The sequence below is a fragment of the Bacillus sp. XF8 genome (assembly GCF_017498755.1).
Classification (GTDB): Bacteria; Bacillota; Bacilli; order Bacillales; family Bacillaceae_G; genus Bacillus_A; species Bacillus_A bingmayongensis.
Genome location: NZ_JAGDQK010000003.1, coordinates 18,628 through 35,166 on the forward strand (window position 1 = coordinate 18,628; position 16,539 = coordinate 35,166).

At 38.1% G+C, this 16,539-nt stretch carries 14 protein-coding genes; all 14 read right to left on the reverse strand.

The genetic code is table 11. The features are described from left to right. Positions 1-51: 51 nt before the first annotated feature. Positions 52-321 carry a 30S ribosomal protein S15 gene (gene rpsO / locus J4P91_RS03315; RefSeq protein WP_001229392.1) on the reverse strand — a complete coding sequence of 90 codons (270 nt, stop codon included), beginning with the start codon at positions 319-321 and terminating at the stop codon, positions 52-54. A gap of 100 nt (positions 322-421) precedes the next feature. Beyond that, entirely contained in the window at positions 422-1,393 is a 972-nt protein-coding gene (gene ribF / locus J4P91_RS03320) for a bifunctional riboflavin kinase/FAD synthetase (RefSeq protein ID WP_017151271.1), read from the reverse strand. Positions 1,394-1,436: 43 nt separating this feature from the next. Then, a complete protein-coding gene (truB, locus tag J4P91_RS03325; RefSeq protein ID WP_207992962.1) occupies positions 1,437-2,360 on the reverse strand; it encodes a tRNA pseudouridine(55) synthase TruB in 924 nt (307 codons plus the stop codon). 222 nt (positions 2,361-2,582) lie between these two features. Continuing rightward, positions 2,583-2,939, reverse strand: coding sequence for a 30S ribosome-binding factor RbfA (rbfA, locus tag J4P91_RS03330; protein WP_017151269.1), 357 nt, complete (start codon positions 2,937-2,939; stop codon positions 2,583-2,585). 15 nt (positions 2,940-2,954) lie between these two features. Beyond that, positions 2,955-3,236 (reverse strand): DUF503 domain-containing protein, encoded by a 282-nt coding sequence (locus J4P91_RS03335; protein WP_017151268.1) that lies wholly within the window; start codon positions 3,234-3,236, stop codon positions 2,955-2,957. After that, positions 3,233-5,299, reverse strand: a complete 2,067-nt coding sequence (infB, locus tag J4P91_RS03340; RefSeq protein ID WP_207992963.1) for a translation initiation factor IF-2 — start codon at positions 5,297-5,299, stop codon at positions 3,233-3,235. Before infB ends, J4P91_RS03335 begins: the two co-directional genes overlap by 4 nt. A gap of 4 nt (positions 5,300-5,303) precedes the next feature. Next, complete coding sequence (locus J4P91_RS03345) at positions 5,304-5,615, reverse strand: YlxQ family RNA-binding protein (RefSeq protein WP_017151266.1); 312 nt, start codon at positions 5,613-5,615, stop codon at positions 5,304-5,306. Continuing rightward, entirely contained in the window at positions 5,616-5,888 is a 273-nt protein-coding gene (gene rnpM / locus J4P91_RS03350) for an RNase P modulator RnpM (RefSeq protein WP_017151265.1), read from the reverse strand. An 11-nt stretch (positions 5,889-5,899) separates the two neighbouring features. Continuing rightward, on the reverse strand, positions 5,900-7,000 hold the full coding sequence (nusA, locus tag J4P91_RS03355; protein WP_017151264.1) for a transcription termination factor NusA: 1,101 nt from the start codon (positions 6,998-7,000) through the stop codon (positions 5,900-5,902). Between the two features lie 17 nt (positions 7,001-7,017). Then, positions 7,018-7,488 carry a ribosome maturation factor RimP gene (gene rimP / locus J4P91_RS03360; protein WP_017151263.1) on the reverse strand — a complete coding sequence of 157 codons (471 nt, stop codon included), beginning with the start codon at positions 7,486-7,488 and terminating at the stop codon, positions 7,018-7,020. A 333-nt stretch (positions 7,489-7,821) separates the two neighbouring features. Continuing rightward, positions 7,822-12,123 carry a PolC-type DNA polymerase III gene (locus J4P91_RS03365; RefSeq protein WP_207992964.1) on the reverse strand — a complete coding sequence of 1,434 codons (4,302 nt, stop codon included), beginning with the start codon at positions 12,121-12,123 and terminating at the stop codon, positions 7,822-7,824. 128 nt (positions 12,124-12,251) lie between these two features. Further along, positions 12,252-13,952 (reverse strand): proline--tRNA ligase, encoded by a 1,701-nt coding sequence (locus tag J4P91_RS03370; protein ID WP_207992965.1) that lies wholly within the window; start codon positions 13,950-13,952, stop codon positions 12,252-12,254. Between the two features lie 152 nt (positions 13,953-14,104). Beyond that, a complete protein-coding gene (rseP, locus tag J4P91_RS03375) occupies positions 14,105-15,361 on the reverse strand; it encodes an RIP metalloprotease RseP (protein ID WP_207992966.1) in 1,257 nt (418 codons plus the stop codon). A 17-nt stretch (positions 15,362-15,378) separates the two neighbouring features. After that, entirely contained in the window at positions 15,379-16,521 is a 1,143-nt protein-coding gene (dxr, locus tag J4P91_RS03380) for a 1-deoxy-D-xylulose-5-phosphate reductoisomerase (RefSeq protein ID WP_207992967.1), read from the reverse strand. Between the last annotated feature and the right edge of the window lie 18 nt (positions 16,522-16,539).

Below are 16,539 nucleotides of genomic sequence, written 5' to 3' on the forward strand. Positions count from 1 at the left end.
GAAGATATATTTTTACCTAACAAAAAAGCGGGAATATTCCCGCTTCTTTGACTATCGACGTAAGCCAAGCTTTGTGATTAATTCACGGTAGCGTGTGATATCGCTATTACGAAGGTAAGTAAGTAAGTTACGACGTTTACCAACCATCTTTAATAGACCACGACGTGAATGATGATCTTTCTTGTGAGTACGTAAGTGCTCATTTAGAGTGTTAATTTGCTCTGTTAGGACAGCAATTTGAACCTCTGGAGAACCAGTATCAGTCTCATGAGTTCTAAATTGTGCAATGATTTCATTTTTACGCTCTTGTGTTAAAGCCATCCTATTTCACCTCCTAATAATTAAACCCCCAATTACCTAGCAAGCGTCGGTGAGTCGCAATGCCAAGCAATGGTTGTCATAAAGTACATAACATAGAATACTACTTTTCATTTGAAAAAGCAAGTATATTCTTTGCCGCGCTAAAATATTCTTGTGCTGTTTTTTTGTCTTTTGCAATTTGAGCAACTAATTCATCAATGCCATTAAACTTTTTCTCTTCTCGAATACGCATATGCCACTCAACAGTAACAACCTGATCATATATATCCTTATTGAAATGGAATAGATGCACTTCAATAGACAGTTTGCGCTCATCTTCTTTAAAAGTTGGTTTATAACCGATATTACATACGCCATCATGCCACTCATCATGAACTTTTAATCTTACTGCATACACACCAACAGGCGGCAAAAGATATTCCTCACTTAAAGCTACATTAGCTGTCGGAAAACCAATTTGACGTCCACGTTTATCCCCGTGAACAACCGTTCCTTCTACTGTATAAGCCCTACCTAAAATAGATGGAATTTGTTCCATCTCTCCATTTCGAATTAATTTTCGTAATGCTGTGGAACTTACTTTTTCTTCTTGAAATTCAACTTTTTCAATCACGGTCTGTGTAAACTCCCCTCTTGCATGAAATGGTAAAGTCTCCATCGTCCCTTTTCCTAAACGTCCATATGAATAATCAAAGCCTGCTACTACATGCTTTACATTTAGCCCAATAATATATTCATCTACAAACTGTTGTGGCAGTAATCCAGCAAATGATTCATCGAATTTCACCACATATAATATATCAATTCCTAAACTTGCAATTACTTTTTCTTTAATACACGGTGGTGTAATATACTCTACATGCGCTTCCTTTTTCCCTAACACAACAGATGGATGTGGATGGAACGTTATGACAGCACTTTTACATCCTCTTTCATCCGCTATTTTTTTTGCTGTCCGAATCACACGTTGATGTCCTAAATGAATGCCATCAAAAAATCCTAATGCCATTACAGTAGGTGGTAATTCTATTTTATTTTGTTCATGTGGATGAGTTAAATGAATGAGTTTCACGCTTGAATTCACCTTTTTCTGTAATAATCCTTCCAATAATTCATTATAGCTTTAGTTCCTGATTATTCACAAGTACTTTCATTGGTTTTAACATACCAGGGTGTTTTGGATGATGTTCATAAATGGCTAAGCAATGTTCGTTCTTATCAAATACTGTAATAAACGGCGCTGTCACTTGCAGTTCGTTCTTTAAAAACATACCATTTTTTATCTTTTCTGCTTGTTTTTCATCTACAATCATTTTCGGAAATTTACTTAACGCTTCATCAATTGAGATAAAAATAGACTCTACTGTTCCATTTTGCATGTTTTCTTCAATTTCTTCAAATGATATGCAATCTTCCAGCAGAAATTCTCCTGAAGCTGTTCGCACAAGGTGTGACATATGTGCTGGGAATCCTAGTTTTTCACCGATCATAACAGCTAGTGTTCTCACATACGTTCCTTTGCTACATGTAACTCGGAAACGGAATGAAATATTCTCTCCTTCAAATACCTCACGATTATCAAGTAACACAAATTCGTGGATTGTTATTGTACGAACTGGGCGTTCAACTTCCTGTCCTGCTCTTGCATATTCATATAGTTTCTTTCCGTTTACTTTTACAGCTGAATACATGGGAGGTACTTGCTCAATTGTACCCGTTAATTCTGCTAATACAGATTCCACTTCCGCACGTGTAATTACGCGATTTACACCCTGCTTTTCCACTACTTCACCAGAAGCATCTTCAGTCGTTGTCGAAAACCCTAGTGTAACTTCACCTTCATATGTTTTTGTTTCACTTGTTAAAAATTGCGCAATCTTTGTTGCACGCCCTACACAAATTGGTAATACTCCGGTTACATCTGGGTCTAATGTTCCTGTATGGCCAATTCTTTTTTCACGCAATATCTTTCTTAACTTAAATACACAATCGTGTGATGTCATTCCTTTTGGTTTATGTAATAATAATACGCCTTCCATATGTTCACCTCATCGTTATACTTTTGTAGGAGATGTTCAAAAAATCAGGTATAAATAGCAATCGCTATTTTTCATTTTGTCATCAGTCCTCGTGTAAGTTCCAGCTACACTCCGTCTTCTTTGCCTAGAAATGCTCAGCTCCCTTTATCCTTCCTTTTAAACACTCACTTGTATGCAAAACTTACTTTCCATTGAAAAAATGGATAGACAAATGTCTATCCATTATTCTTCACGTTTACCGTCTTTATTAATTTCATGTAAAAGTGTATCAATTCGATGACCATATCCGATAGATTCATCAAATTCAAAAGAAATCTCTGGTGTTTTACGAAGACGAATACGTTGGCCAATTTCTGAACGAATAAAGCCTTTTGCCTTCGCTAAGCCCTTTAATGTATTCTCTTTCTGTTCTTCGTCTCCTAAAACAGAAATATATACTTTGGCAATTTGTAAATCTCCACTCACTTGTACATCTGTTACTGTAACAAATCCAACACGTGGGTCTTTAATTTTACGACTAATGATGTCGCCTAATTCTTTTTTCATTTGCTCGCCCACACGGTTTGCACGTAATTTCATAACTATTCACCTCATTCAATACCATTCCAATTGTGTTATCGTACGTTCAATTTCAGGAAATGAATCGATGTACTCAAGTACACGATTCATTTCTTTTTCGCAGACAACACGATTTGAGGATACGGAAACAATTGCAATTTCTGTACGTTGCCATACATCTTGATGTCCTACTTCGGAAACAGCTACATTATAACGTTGTTTCACACGAGTTAGCACACGCTGTAAAATTGCTCGTTTCTCTTTTAAAGAATGTACATCATAAATCATACACTCGAATGAGAGTGAAGCGATAATCATCGCTTCACTTCTTCCATAATGTACGCCTCAATGATGTCTCCTTCTTTAAGATCATTGTATCTTTCAATTGTAATACCACACTCATAGTTTTGTGCAACTTCTTTTACGTCGTCTTTGAAACGCTTTAACGTATCAAGTTGTCCTTCGTAAATTACTACACCATCACGGATGATACGCACGCCGCTATCACGTGTGATTTTACCATCTGTTACGTAACAACCTGCGATTGTTCCAACTTTTGTTACTTTGAACGTTTGACGAACTTCCGCTTGACCAATTACTTTTTCTTCAAACTCAGGATCAAGCATACCTTGCATTGCTGCTTCAATCTCTTCGATTACTTTGTAAATAATACGGTGTAAGCGAATATCAACATTTTCTAGCTCAGCTGTACGCTTCGCATTTACATCAGGGCGTACGTTAAATCCGATTACAATTGCATTAGATGCAGAAGCTAAAATAATATCAGATTCTGTAATTGCCCCTACGCCTGTATGAATGATTTTTACTTTTACACCTTCAACATCAATTTTACGAAGTGATGCTGCCATTGCTTCTACAGAACCTTGTACGTCTGCTTTCACAATTAGGTTAATTTCTTTCACATCGCCTTCTTGGATTTGTTGGAATAAATCTTCTAGGCTTAATTTAGATTTTTCACCGCGCTGTGCAAGCAATGCTTGTTGTGCACGTGATTCACCAATTTGACGCGCTTTCTTCTCATCAGCAAATGCCATAAAACGATCGCCCGCTTGTGGTACTTCATTTAAACCTGTAATCTCAACAGGAGTAGATGGACCAGCAACTTTCACACGACGACCAATATCACTTACCATTGCACGAACACGTCCGAATGATGTTCCAACAACAATTGGATCCCCCACTCGAAGTGTACCATTTTGTACAAGTAATGTTGCAATTGTTCCTTTACCTTTATCAAGCTGTGCTTCAATTACAGTACCAGTTGCATAACGGTTTGGATTTGCTTTATATTCTTCCACTTCACTTACAAGAAGAATCATTTCTAATAAGTTGTCAATTCCTTCACCTTTAATTGCTGCGATTGGTACGAAGATTGTGTCACCGCCCCAAGCTTCTGGAACTAATTCGTATTCTGTTAATTCTTGCATTACACGATCTGGATTTGCAGATGGTTTATCCATTTTATTCACAGCAACGATAATTGGTACTCCTGCTGCTTTTGCGTGGTTAATCGCTTCAACAGTTTGTGGCATAACACCATCATCTGCTGCAACAACAAGAATTGTAATATCTGTTACTTGTGCACCACGAGCACGCATTGTTGTAAATGCTGCGTGACCAGGTGTATCTAAGAACGTAATTTTCTTATCATTTACTTCAACTTGGTATGCACCAATATGCTGAGTAATTCCACCAGCTTCGCCAGCAGTTACTTTTGAATTACGGATAGAATCAAGTAATGTTGTTTTACCATGGTCAACGTGTCCCATAATTGTAACAACAGCTGGACGCTCTTTTAAGTTTTCTTCATCGTCTTGCTCATCGATGAATGTTTCAAACTCAGTTTCACTTACAATTACTTCTTCTTCTACCTCAATACCGTAATCACTCGCAAGTAACTCAATTGTGTCTTTGTCTAAATCTTGGTTAATTGTCGCCATAATACCTAGCATGAAGAGCTTTTTAATAAGTTCAGATGGCTCTTTCCCTAGTTTTTTTGCAAGTTCACTTACTGTAAGAGTGCCAGAGAAAGTAATTTTATCTGGTGTTTCTACAACTTGTGTTTGTTGTCTTCCAGCAAAGTTTTCTTGACGTTTGTCTTCATTTCCTTTGCCTTTTTTCTTCTTCTTATTGCTGTTCTTTTTACTGCGAACAACTTTTTCTTCTACTTCAAACTCATCTGCAACAGAAGGTTTTTCTGCTCCAGTATTATATTGATTATCTAATTTGTTTACTACTTCATCGTCTAACATTGTCATATGATTCGAAACCTCGATATTCATTTCTTTTAGTTTTGTAATAATATCTTTACTTGAGATATTGTGTTTCTTTGCATATTCATACACTCGAATTTTACTCATACCTTCACCCCCGGTAAGTTGTATCGAGCATGCTACGCAGCTTTTTCGCAAAGCCCTCATCTAACACAGCTACAACGACTCGCTCGTCTCTCCCAATCGCATGCCCTAATTGTTGTCGATTTTCGACTTTTCTCATTGGTATGTTGTAGTACGTGGTTTTATCTGTAATGCGCTTTGTAGTGTTCGCTGACGCATCTTCAGAAAGCAATACAAGCTTTGCTTTGCCACTTCGTACTTCCTTTAAAACGAGTTCTTCACCCGAAATTATTTTTCGAGCACGGTTTGCTAGTCCTAAAAACGATTTCCAATCGGACACTTATTTCGACTCCTTCTCAACAAGCTCGAGAAGCTCTTCATAAAGGGAACTGTCGACTTTCGCTTTTAGATGATGTTCCAAAATGTTTTTCTTCTGCGCTTGGATGATGCATTCCTTGTCTTTCGACAAATATGCACCACGTCCTGATTTCTTTCCAGTTAAATCAATGGACACTTCGCCCTCTTTGGAACGAACAATGCGAACGAGCTCGCGTTTGGATTTCATTTCTTGTGTTGCAATACATTTTCGTAACGGAACTTTTCGATTGCTCACAATCATCACCTCTATTCGATTTCGTCTTCAACTGAATCGAATGCAATCATGTTGTCTTCTTCTGTTACAATGCCAAGTTGCTTCGCATCAGACTCGCTTTTAATATCAATTTTCCAGCCCGTTAATTTCGCTGCAAGACGTGCATTTTGCCCGCGTTTACCAATTGCTAATGAAAGTTGGTGGTCTGGAACAACAACAGTTGTTGCTTTTTCCTCTTCATTCACAAGTACTTTTACAACTTGTGATGGACTTAAAGCATTTGCTACATATTCAACTGGATCATTTGACCAGCGAACAATATCAATTTTTTCACCTTTTAGTTCATCTACGATGCGTTGTACACGTTGTCCTTTTGGACCTACGCAAGAACCTACTGGATCAACATCAATATTCTCTGCATATACAGAAATTTTGGAGCGGTCTCCTGCTTCGCGTGCAACAGAACGAATCTCTACCGTTCCATCATAAATCTCTGGCACTTCAATTTCAAATAAACGTTTTAAAAGACCTGGATGTGTACGTGATACGTAAATTTGTGGTCCTTTTGTCGTTTTTTCTACTTTTGTGATGAACACGCGAATGCGATCATGTGGTTTGTATTGTTCGTTTGGCATTTGCTCACTTACTGGTAGTAGTGCTTCTACTTTTCCTAAGCTTACATAAATAAAACGCGCATCTTGACGTTGTACAATACCAACCATAATATCTTCTTCACGGTCACTAAATTCTGAATAAATGACACCTCGTTCTGCTTCACGTACACGTTGTGTCACAACTTGTTTTGCAGTTTGTGCTGCAATACGTCCAAAATCTTTTGGTGTTACTTCAATTTCAAGTACATCACCATCTTGATAGTTTGGATTGATATGTCTTGCTTCTTCTACAGAAATTTCAAGACGTGGATCAAACACATTATCAACAACGTCTTTACGTGCTAAAACTTGAATTGTTCCCACCTCTGGGTTAAAGCTAACACGAACGTTTTGTGCTTGGTTAAAATTGCGTTTATAAGCAGAGATTAAAGCTGCTTCAATCGCATCAATAATAATATCTTTGCTAATACCTTTTTCTGATTCTAATACGAGCAAAGCATCTAACAACTCAGTGCTCATGAAGATCCCCCTTCTTACTAAAACGTAACAGCAAGTCGCGCATTCGCAACTTTGTCCATTGGAATTTGGATTTCTTTTTTACGTGTTTTAATTGTTAATAGTAGTGTAATTGTTGTACCATCATAGGAAAGTAGCTTTCCTTCAAACATCTTTTCACCATCAATCGGCTCATATGTTTTAATTGCCACTTGCTTTCCTACCGCTTGCTGGAAGTCTTTTTCTTTCTTTAATGGGCGTTCTGCTCCAGGAGATGATACATCCAAAAAGTAAAGATGAGGAATTGGATCCTCTTTATCTAAAGCTTCGCTTAAACGTTCACTTACCGCACCGCATTCTTCAATGTCTACTCCTGTTTCAGAATCGATGAATACGCGTAGGAACCAGTCTTTTCCTTCTTTCACATATTCTACATCTACAAGTTCAAGATTTAACTCTTCAACAATCGGCTGCGCAAGTGCTTCAACAACTTCTGTGACTTTCTTATCCATAAACAGCCTCCTTCCTGCCGCCATGTACCATTTGAAAGAAAAGATCCGCCTCATTTATAACGACCTATCTTATTCTTTCTTGTTAGCTAACAAAAGCCCCTGCCGTTAAGCAGGGAATATCTGTCTTAGTATTACCAAATTTAAGAAGTAAAACTTGTAACAAAATATGTATATAGGACAGAAATGTCTCACCTACATACGTAGATAAAACATAGATAGTAACACGAAAGAGTGGGTTTCCCCACTCTTTTTTTTGCAAAATATACATGACATGGTTATCTCGGTTAATAGTATAACATAGCAAATAGCGATTTGCAAAGACTTTTCCTACCTCTAGAACAGCGACAATTGGTTTTGATCTGGCAAGTCGCCTAAACAACCTTGACTATCTAAATACTCAATAATTGTTTTAGAAATCTTACTGCGCTGCTGCAAGTCTTCCTTCGATAAAAACTCGCCGTTTTCGCGTGCCGCCACAATACTTAATGCGGCATTTGTACCAAGACCAGGTATTGCATTAAATGGAGGGATTAACGTATCTCCATCAATAATAAAGTCAGTTGCATGTGAACGATATAAATCAACCTTTTGGAATGAGTAACCACGCTCACACATTTCAAGTGTCATTTCTAACACTGTGAGTAAACTTTTCTCTTTCGGAGAAGCATCCAATCCTTTTTGCGCAATTTCATCAACTCTTGCACGAATTGATGCTGAGCCTTTCACCATCGCATCTACATCAAAATCATCTGCACGTACTGTAAAGTATGCTGCGTAGAATAAGAGTGCAAAATGCACTTTGAAATAAGCGATACGCACAGCCATAAGTACATAAGCAGCCGCATGGGCCTTAGGGAACATGTACTTAATCTTTTTACAAGAATCAATATACCAACCAGGTACATTGTTATTACGCATTTCCTCTTCCCACTCTTCCGGTACACCTTTACCTTTACGCACCGATTCCATGATTTTAAACGCTAAGGATGGATCCAATCCTTGATAAATCAGGTAGACCATAATATCATCACGACAACCGATAACTTCGCTTAGTGTACATGTACCGTTATAAATCAGTTCGTTAGCATTACCAAGCCATACGTCTGTACCATGGGATAGTCCAGAAATTTGGACAAGCTCTGAGAATGTCGTTGGCTTTGTTTCTTCTAACATCTGTCTTACGAATTTCGTTCCAAACTCTGGAATACCAAGTGTACCTGTTTTACAATTAATTTGTTCTTCTGTTACACCTAATGATTCTGGACCAGAGAAGATTTTCATTACTTCTGGATCATCTGTCGGTATTGTTTTCGGATCTACGCCGCTTAAATCTTGTAGCATACGAATAACGGTTGGATCATCGTGCCCTAGTATATCTAGTTTCAACAAATTATCATGAATAGAATGAAAATCAAAGTGTGTCGTTCTCCACTCCGCGCCTACTGAATCGGCAGGGAATTGAATTGGTGAAAAATCAAAAATATCCATGTAGTCTGGCACAACGATAATACCACCTGGATGCTGCCCCGTTGTACGTTTTACACCTGTACAACCAGCAACAAGACGATCAACCTCAGCATTTCGAATGGTTAAATTATGGTCAGACGCATAACCTTTTACATAACCGTAAGCTGTTTTCTCTGCAACTGTACCGATTGTTCCAGCGCGATATACATAGTCCTCACCGAACAGCACTTTCGTATAGTTATGAGCACGTGGTTGGTATTCTCCAGAGAAATTCAAATCGATATCCGGTACCTTATCTCCTTTAAAACCAAGGAACGTTTCAAACGGAATATCATGTCCATCTTTTACATATGGAATGTTACATGTTGGACAATCTTTATCCGGTAAATCAAAACCAGAACCTACAGAACCATCATTAAAGAACTCTGACTGCTTACACTTTGGACATACATAATGTGGTGGTAATGGGTTTACTTCCGTAATCTCCATCATTGTCGCAACAAATGATGACCCTACCGATCCACGCGAACCTACAAGATAGCCATCTACTAATGATTTTTTCACGAGCTTATGCGAAATCAAATAAATAACGGCAAATCCATGTCCAATAATACTTTTTAATTCTTTTTCCAAACGGGCTTCTACGATTTCTGGTAGTTCTTCTCCATAAATGCTACGTGCCATTTTGTAACTCATGTCACGCGTTTCATCGTCTGCACCTTCAATTTTCGGTGTGTATAGGTCATCTTTTACTGGATGAACGTCACCAATCAATGATGCGATCTTTTGTGTATTTGTCACAACAATTTCTTTCGCCTTCTCTTCTCCTAAGAACGAGAAGCAATCTAGCATTTCATCTGTTGTCCGGAAATATACGGGCGGTAATGAATGACGATTTAATGGATTCGCCCCGCCTTGTGAACTTACTAAAATTTTGCGATACATTGCATCTTCTGGATTAAGATAATGTACATTCCCTGTAGCAACAACAGGTTTGTCTAACGTTTCACCTAATTTTACTAAATTAGAAATGATCGTTTTTAGTTGTCCTTCATCTCTCACAAGTTCAAGCTCCACTAAATGACGCAACACTTCTGGAGGCATAACCTCAATGTAATCATAGAACTGCGCAATCTCTTCTACCTCTTCAGGGGCCTTTTGCATCATCGCTTCAAATACTTCACCTTTATCACAAGCTGTACCAACTAATATACCTTCGCGATACTTTTTTAATAAAGAACGTGGCACCCGTGGTACGCGGTAAAAATAATTCAAATGAGAATATGAAACAAGCTTATATAAATTTTTCAAACCAACATCTGATGTTGCAAGTAGTGTCGTATGACTTGGACGTCCACGTTTATACGCATCTCCTTGTCCCATGCTGTCATTTAATTGATCGTGATATTCAAAACCTTTTTCAATCACATCTTTTAACATTTTCACAAGTAAATATCCCGTTGCTTCTGTATCATAAATTGCACGGTGATGTTGTGTTAATTCAATGTCGAGCTTTTTACACATCGTATTTAAGCGGTGGTTCTTCATCTCTGGGAATAAGAATCTAGCTAACTCCAATGTATCAATAACTGGATTTTTCGGCTTGTCTAATCCACATTTCTTAAATCCAACATTTAAGAATCCCATATCAAAGCTTGCATTATGGGCAACCAATGTATGGTCGCCAATCCATTTCTCAAACCTTTTAAATACTTCGTCTACCTCTGGTGCATCCGTCAACATATCATCTGTAATACCTGTCAACTCAATAATCGTCGCTGATAACGGTTGATGTGGGTTCGCAAACGATTCAAAGCGATCAATAATTTCGCCACCTTTGACTTTTACTGCTGCTAATTCGATAACCGTATCATATACAGCCGATAACCCTGTCGTTTCGACGTCAAAAACAACATATGTTTCATCTGCAAGTAGTCGATGTTCTTCATTGTAAGCAATAGGAACACCGTCATTTACTAAGTTGGCTTCTACACCGTAAATGACTTTTACACCTGCTTTTTTACCAGCAGAATACGCTTCTGGGAAAGACTGTGCAACTGCATGGTCTGTAACCGCAATCGCTTCATGTCCCCATTTTCCAGCTTGTGCAACGAGATTAGATACTGATGTAACAGCATCCATTTGACTCATTGGTGTATGCAAATGTAGCTCTACTCGTTTTTCTCCTTCAGGTGCTTTATCTTTACGAGAAGGTCCTGTTATTTCATTAATATCGTTCGCAATCATGACTAAATCACGGACAAACGTATCATTTTGAACTGAACCTCGCGCTTTTACCCACATTCCTTTTTTCAATGATTGCAGAAGCGGAAGGTCCTCTTTATCACGCGAGAACATCTTAATCATAATGGAATCCGTATAGTCCGTTATTTTTAAAGTTAATAACGTACGTCCACTACGGAGTTCTTTTGTTTCCACATGGAAGACATAACCCTGGACGGTTTTTCGTCTTTCTTCATCTTGAATTTCTCGCATCGGTGTGATTTCTTCATCAGGCTTAATAAGATACCCGAGCACAATCGGCCCTTCGTGTACAATGTCGCTTTCTTCGGCTTGCTTCTTAGCCATCTCTTCCATAGCTTGTATAACACGCTGACGATCCTCTTGCTGTGTTTGTTCCCGAAATTTTTGAACTTCCTCTTCGTTTTGCTTTATATTTGTTTCCAGCTGGAAACGTGGAAATCCGAAAACTTCATATTGATCACCGACTGGCTTCGCAAGATTTTTCTTTAATGCTGTAGATTCTAATTCATTATTCACATCAAGTAACAACTTCACTCCGTTTACATGAGGAAGTTGCTTTTTTAAATACGCAAACATAGGCGAAAAAGTAATTCGCTCTGTACAAAGTGGCCAATATGCCTTGACCTCTTCTTCCGTAAATTGTTTATTCTCTGTTTCTAGTGCAAATGACGTTTTTGCAATATGCGAAAATGACTGCTTAAGCTGTGTTTCAAGCAATTCATATAATTCTATTGGTAAAATACGTGGTACTTGTAAATCAAAATGCCAACTTTTATTTGCTTTATCGACAACTAGTCTTTGTATGCCACCACCTTGTAAATATTGATTTATAAGGTCTTCAGGCATTTGCAACTGCTGGAGCAAAATTTGAAATCGCTCTTGTTGTTCATTTGTTAACGACATAAGCAACCTCCTTCCATTTGCTATTATAAATTGAAATGTTCCGTTCGGCAAAGAAGGTTTCTTACTTCTTTACTAAAAAGCTTACTCTACAAAGAAAGAGAAGGTACCTCACCTGGAGGTACCTCTTCTTATTTTAAAATATTAGCAATGTATGCATGAAGTTCTTCTACTTTTACTTCTGTAGATTCATTTGTAGCACGGACTTTTACTTCAACGATGCCTTCATCAGCTTTTTTCCCCACTGTTACTCGAACTGGAAGACCGAATAAGTCTGCATCAGCAAATTTAACACCTGCACGTTCTGCACGATCATCTAACAATACTTCATAACCTTGTTCTTGTAATGAATTGTAGATCGTTTCGCCCACTTCGCGCTGTGCGTCAGATTTCATATTTACTGGAATTACATGTACATGGAATGGCGCAACAGCTTTTGGCCAAACTAGACCATTCTCATCGTTAAATTGCTCAGCAATTGCTGCAACTGTACGAGATACCCCAATGCCGTAGCATCCCATGATAAGTGGCTTCGTTTTTCCATTCTCGTCTAAGAACGTTGCATTCATTGCTTCGCTATAACGTGTACCTAATTTAAATACATGTCCAACTTCGATACCACGAGCAAAACGAATTGTCCCATTTCCATCTGGAGATTGATCTCCTTCTTGAATGAAACGTAAATCTGTATATTGACTTACTTTGAAGTCACGCTCTGGATTTACATTTACATAATGGAATCCTTCTTCATTTGCACCACAGCAACCATTTACAATTGCTGCTACAGCATGGTCAGCGATTACTTCAACATCACCAGTTACACCAATCGGACCTAAAGAACCTACTTCACAATTTAATAGACTTCTTACCTCTTCATGTGAAGCAAGCTCAACAACTGAAGCACCATATACGTTCTTCACTTTTACATCATTTACTTCGTGGTCTCCACGAACAAGTACAACAACAAATTTCTCATCTACTTTAAATACCATAGATTTAATACAATTAGCTGCTTCAATGTTTAAAAATGCAGATACTTCTTCAATTGCCTTTTGGTCTGGCGTTGCTACTTTTTCAAGTGCTTTTTCTGCTTCATCGCTCTTTGTATAAGTAGCAACAACAGGAGCCATTTCAATATTCGCTGCATAATCAGATGTATCAGAGTACGCAATTGTATCTTCCCCTACATCAGATAACGCCATAAATTCATGTGTATCTTTACCACCCATTGCTCCAGAATCAGCAATAACCGCACGGAAATTCAAACCACAACGAGCAAAGATATTAGAATAGGCTTGATATAAACGGCTATAAACTTCATCTAAACTTTCTTGTGTTGCATGGAAAGAATAGGCATCTTTCATTAAAAACTCTCTTCCACGTAATAAACCAAAACGTGGTCGTTGCTCATCACGGAATTTTGTTTGAATTTGATATAGTGTTAAAGGCAATTTTTTGTAAGACTTAATCTCATCACGGACAAGATCAGTAATAACTTCTTCATGCGTTGCTCCTAATGCAAACTCACGATCGTTACGATCTTTCATACGCATTAATTCAGAACCGTAAGAATACCAGCGACCTGATTCTTGCCATAATTCAGCCGCTTGTAATGCTGGCATTAATAATTCTACAGCCCCTGCACGCTCCATTTCTTCTCGAACAATACGCTCCACTTTATGCAACACCTTTAGCCCAAGTGGTAAAAAGCTATAAATACCAGAAGCATTTTGACGCATAAATCCTGCACGAAGTAGCAATTGATGACTTTTAATCTCAGCATCTGCTGGCACTTCACGTAATGTAGGACTAAATACCATACTTTGTTTCATCTATTCGCACCTCTTTATTTTACTCTAATACGCAGTAAAACCCCCCACCTCAAATTAGGTGAGGGATTACAACTCTCAGAGCTCTATTCATTTCATTCACTATCCACAAAAAATATTGTGAAATTCACACTTACTACAAGTTTCACTTTATTTTACAAGAAAAACTTCCGAATGTCATTCCACGTTACAACTAACATAAGTAACATTAATAACGCAAAACCAATAAAGTGAACCATTCCTTCTTTTTGACGATCTATTGGTTTCCCTCGTAAAGCTTCAATTAAGAAGAAGAACAAGCGTCCTCCATCAAGAGCGGGAACCGGTAATAAGTTAAATAAACCAAGATTTATACTTAAAACAGCTGCCAAACTAAGAACACGAATGACACCATAATCTACTACTTGGTCTGTTAAATTATAAATCCCTACCGGACCTGATAAATCATTAATAGAAAACTGACCCGTCACTAATTTTACTAAGGAATCAAAAATTAATTTTGTCCAAGTATACGTCTGCTCAAATCCTGATTTAATAGAGCCAAAGATAGATTTTTCTACAGGAGAGTATACACCAATTCTACCAACCTTTTCTTTACCTTCTGTATCAGCAGTTGGCGTTACTTTCACATTAAATTTCTCGCTATCACGTTGTACATGAAGCGTAATTTCCTTATTTGGGTTTTCTCGTACAATCGTTACAACATCTTTCCATGAACTCGTATCTTTCCCATCGATTGCTTGAATCGTATCATCTTGTTTCAATCCTGCTTGTTCTGCAACACTACCCTTCATTACTTTACCAATCATCGGCTTATCAACTGGAATGCCTTGTACCAATCCGATGATAACAAAAATAACAAATGCAAGAATGAAGTTCATAGCAGGACCTGCAAAGATTGTTAATGCTCGCTGTCCTAACGTTTTAGAACCAAATTGTCTGTTAAACGGTGCAATTTGTATTTCTTCTCCCGCTGACACAATACGAGCTTTTTCGTTTACGCGGAATGTTTGCAATTCCTCTTCATACTCTTCGTAACCAGAAATCGTGAGATGATGTTCTAAATCAGCTTGTTCTACTTCAATCACGCGAACATTTGGATACTTTTCGTGCCCGTCTAAAACTAATTTCATAACCTCTTCGTTTTCATTTAACACAAGTCCAACTTTTTTTCCCGGTTTTAATTCAACCGTTTCTGCATCCTCGCCAGCCATTCTAACATAGCCTCCAAGAGGTAGTAGCCGAACTGTATAAACCGTTTCATTCTTTTCAAATGAAAATATTTTTGGTCCAAAACCAATTGCAAACTCGCGGCATAAAATACCTGCTCTTTTTGCGAAATATAGATGCCCTAGCTCATGGAAAAATACGAGTGCACCGAAAATTAATATAAAGGCAATCGCTGTATTCAATCCCATAACCACCTTTGCTAAATTTGTTCCATCACAAATCGTCTTGTGGCTGCATCAATTTCCTGAATTTCCTCTAAGCTCGGACGTGCAATGACATTGTGATGGTGCATTGCTTTTTCAATGAGGTCTTCTACTGTTAAGAAACCAATTTTCTTTTGTAAAAAGGCTGCTACAGCTACTTCATTTGCCGCATTCATTACAGCTGGCATGCTCCCGCCCATCTTTCCAGCTTCATACGCAAAACGCAGGCAACGGAAACGCTCTTGATTCATTTGTTCAAAATGCAGTGTTCCAATTTCCCATAGATTTAACTGTTTTGTATCAGAGAGAGGAAACCTGTCAGGATATGTAAGTGCATATTGAATTGGTACACGCATATCTGGTGAGCCGAGCTGTGCCATTACACTACGATCTTCAAATTCAACCATAGAATGAATAATGCTTTCTTTATGTAAAACAACATCGATTTGCTCATAAGGTATGCCGAAAAGCCAATGTGCTTCAATCACTTCCAGCCCCTTATTCATCATTGTAGCAGAATCAATTGTAATTTTCGAACCCATTGACCAGTTAGGATGACGAAGCGCATCTTCCACAGTCACATGATATAATTCATCTCTCTTTTTATCACGGAAACTTCCACCTGAAGCAGTGATAATTAAGCGGGAAATTCGCTTTTCATTTTCTCCATTCAAACATTGAAAAATAGCCGAATGCTCACTATCTACTGGAAGTAGCGGCACATTATGTTTGCGTGCAGCTTCCATTACAATATGCCCCGCAGTTACTAATGTTTCTTTATTCGCAATTCCAATTGTCTTTTTCGCCTCAATTGCACGAAGTGTAGGTAACAATCCTACGCTACCTACAACAGCATTGATTACAACTTCTGCATCTGGGTGAAGAGCTACCTCTAATAGTCCTTCGTCACCGTATACTACTTTTGTATTTCCAGAAACGGATTGTAACCTTACAACATCTTCTTCTCTTTGTACAGAAACAAGCTGAGGAGAAAATTCTTGAATGACTTTTAGTGCGTAATCAATATTTTTCCCTACAGAAAAAGCAACGAGACGGAATTGGTCTGGATGCAAGCGCAGTACATCTAAAGTTTGCGTTCCAATTGACCCACTTGCACCTAATAAACTAATGTTTTTCATAACTCCAACCCCTCGTTT